Below are 2,606 nucleotides of genomic sequence, written 5' to 3' on the forward strand. Positions count from 1 at the left end.
GGGGAAAACCCCTCAGGGACCCCCTAGGGGATGTCACAGGTCGGCCGCAATGCCGGACCTGTTCTGAGAGGTCCGGCACCCCAGTCGCTACGACCGGGTACGTTCGAATCGTGGCTGGATTCAGGATCGGACGCGGACGGGACTCCCGGTCCGCGCAACAGGGGCAGCAGCAACCACCGCAGCAGCAGCCGTACGGCCGACAAGCGCCGCCGTACGGCCAGCAGAGGCCGCAGTGGCAGCAGCCCGCATCGCAGGGGGAGCCGGAGTACTTCGGCGGCCAGGACCCGCACTACGGCCCCCCGCAGGGCCATGGCCAGGGCCACGCCCCGGGCCATGGCCCTGGCGGCGGGTACAGCAACAACGATCCGGGCCATACGCAGCAGTTCAGCGTCGGCGAGGCGCCCGACGCCTACGACCCGTACGGCCAGGACCCCGGCTACGGCCCCGACCCCGGCTCGTACGACGACGGCTACGGCAACACCTACCGCGCCGGCGCCTCCACCGCCCCGCCCGCCGGCCCCCGCCTGCCCTGGAAGCAGCTGCTCAGCGGCATCGTGCTGCGCCCGTCGGCCACTTTCTGGCAGATGCGCGACTACGCGATGTGGGGCCCGGCCCTGATCGTGACGTTCGTCTACGGCCTGCTCGTGGTCTTCGGCTTCGACCAGGCCCGCGAGGACGTGCTGAACGCCTCGATGGGCAACAGCATCCCGTGGATCCTCGTCACCGGCGTCACCGTCGTGATCAGCGGCCTGATCCTGGGCGCGGTCACCCACACCCTGGCCCGCCAGCTGGGCGGCGACGGCTCGTACGCCCCGACGATCGGCCTGTCGATGCTGATCATGTCCATCACGGACGCGCCACGGCTGGTGTTCGCGCTGTTCCTGGGCGGGGACAGCCCGACGGTGCAGGTCCTGGGGTGGGCGACCTGGCTGGCGGCGGGCGCGCTGTTCACGTCGATGGTGAGCAAGTCGCACGACCTGCCGTGGCAGAAGGCGCTGGGGGCGTCGGCGATCCAGCTGATCGCGCTGCTGTCGCTGCTGAAGCTGGGCACCCTGTAAAGCCCCGGCAGAACGCACAGAGGGGCCCCGCAGGGCCCCTCACCCGTTTCCCCTCGGGCGGCTTCGTTTTAACAGGCGGGTCAGGCGGGTCAGGCGAGTCAGGCGTCCAAAACCTGCCCGTCCCGCCGCACGACGGGCGGCTCGACGCTCCAGGGGAAGTTAATCCAATCCTCGGTGCGCTTCCAGACGTACTCGCACTTCACCAGCGACTGCGACTTCTCGTAGATCACCGCGCTGCGCACCTCGGCGACCGTGCCGACACAGAAGTCGCGTACGAGCTTGAGCGTCTTGCCGGTGTCGGCGACATCATCCGCGATCAGGACCTTCTTCTCGGAGAAGTCGATCGCATTGGGCACGGGCGCGAGCATCACCGGCATGTCGAGGGTCGTCCCCACGCCGGTATAGAACTCCACATTCACCAGATGGATGTTCTTGCAGTCCAGCGCATACGCCAGCCCACCCGCGACAAACACCCCGCCGCGCGCTATGGACAGCACGATGTCCGGCTCATACCCGTCATCCGCGATCGTCTGCGCCAGCTCCCGCACGGCCGCGCCGAAGCGCTCGTACGTCAGGTTCTCCCGCTGCTCACTCACCGGCTCACACCTTCGTCCGGTGGAAGCTCTGGTACGAACGCGACGGCGTCGGCCCGCGCTGCCCCTGGTAGCGGGAGCCGTAACGCTCCGACCCGTACGGATGCTCGGCCGGCGAGGTCAGCCGGAACATACACAGCTGCCCGATCTTCATCCCCGGCCACAGCTTGATCGGCAACGTGGCCACATTCGACAACTCCAGGGTCACATGCCCCGAGAACCCGGGGTCGATGAACCCGGCCGTGGAGTGCGTCAACAACCCCAGCCGCCCCAGGCTCGACTTCCCCTCCAGCCGCGAGGCGATGTCATCCGGCAGCGAGATCACCTCGTACGTCGAGGCGAGCACGAACTCCCCGGGATGCAGGATGAACGCGTCATCCCCCTCCGGCTCCACCAGCCGCGTCAGATCCGACTGCTCCACCGCCGGGTCGATATGCGGATAACGGTGGTTCTCGAACACCCGGAAGAAGCGGTCCAACCGCACATCGATGCTCGACGGCTGCACCATCACCGGATCGAACGGATCGATCCGTACCCGCTCGGCGTCGATCTCGGCCCGGATGTCCTTGTCTGAGAGAAGCACGCAACGAGGATACGCAACCAAACTCATGACCTGGGCCCGGCCCAATCGGACCGGGCCCCCGCCGCAATGATCAGAACCCGACGGCAATCAGACCGCGGCGCCCCCTACCGCTTCCCACCGGCCACCGGCACCGCCTGCCGCAACCGCGCACAACGCGGACAGCGCAGCAGCCGACCGGGGCCGATCCGGTCGACGGTGAGGTGCTGCATCGGGAACGAAGCGGTGCTGAACACATGCCCTTCGGCACAACGGACGACGGTGCGCTCCATTGAGTCCCTTCCCCATAAACAACGTGGACGACAAAAGCCACATTAGGGGATCAACCACCCACCGCTCCACGCGGCACTCCGCCCCCACGGTACGCCCCAACTC

At 67.8% G+C, this 2,606-nt stretch carries 4 protein-coding genes; 1 reads left to right on the forward strand and 3 read right to left on the reverse strand.

The window, feature by feature from the left end:
- Positions 1-107 precede the first annotated feature (107 nt).
- Positions 108-1,058, forward strand: coding sequence for a Yip1 family protein (locus tag CCN51_RS51605; RefSeq protein WP_238545669.1), 951 nt, complete (start codon positions 108-110; stop codon positions 1,056-1,058).
- 98 nt (positions 1,059-1,156) lie between these two features.
- Here the strand turns inward: CCN51_RS51605 and CCN51_RS51610 are convergent, their stop codons facing one another.
- From CCN51_RS51610 to CCN51_RS56250, 3 genes are all read right to left on the reverse strand, one after another.
- Positions 1,157-1,654: a phosphoribosyltransferase gene (locus CCN51_RS51610; RefSeq protein WP_014178227.1), complete on the reverse strand. Its 498-nt coding sequence runs from the start codon at positions 1,652-1,654 to the stop codon at positions 1,157-1,159.
- A 4-nt stretch (positions 1,655-1,658) separates the two neighbouring features.
- On the reverse strand, positions 1,659-2,234 hold the full coding sequence (gene dcd, locus CCN51_RS51615; RefSeq protein ID WP_014178226.1) for a dCTP deaminase: 576 nt from the start codon (positions 2,232-2,234) through the stop codon (positions 1,659-1,661).
- Between the two features lie 104 nt (positions 2,235-2,338).
- Entirely contained in the window at positions 2,339-2,503 is a 165-nt protein-coding gene (locus CCN51_RS56250) for a hypothetical protein (protein WP_014178225.1), read from the reverse strand.
- Positions 2,504-2,606: the final 103 nt, after the last annotated feature.

This window comes from Streptomyces milbemycinicus (assembly GCF_002154605.1).
Lineage (GTDB): Bacteria > Actinomycetota > Actinomycetes > Streptomycetales > Streptomycetaceae > Streptomyces > Streptomyces milbemycinicus.

Excerpts from the sequence above, each read along its gene's own strand:
- CCN51_RS56250 (WP_014178225.1), bottom strand. The coding sequence starts at position 2,503 with ATGGAGCGCACCGTCGTCCGTTGTGCCGAAGGGCATGTGTTCAGCACC.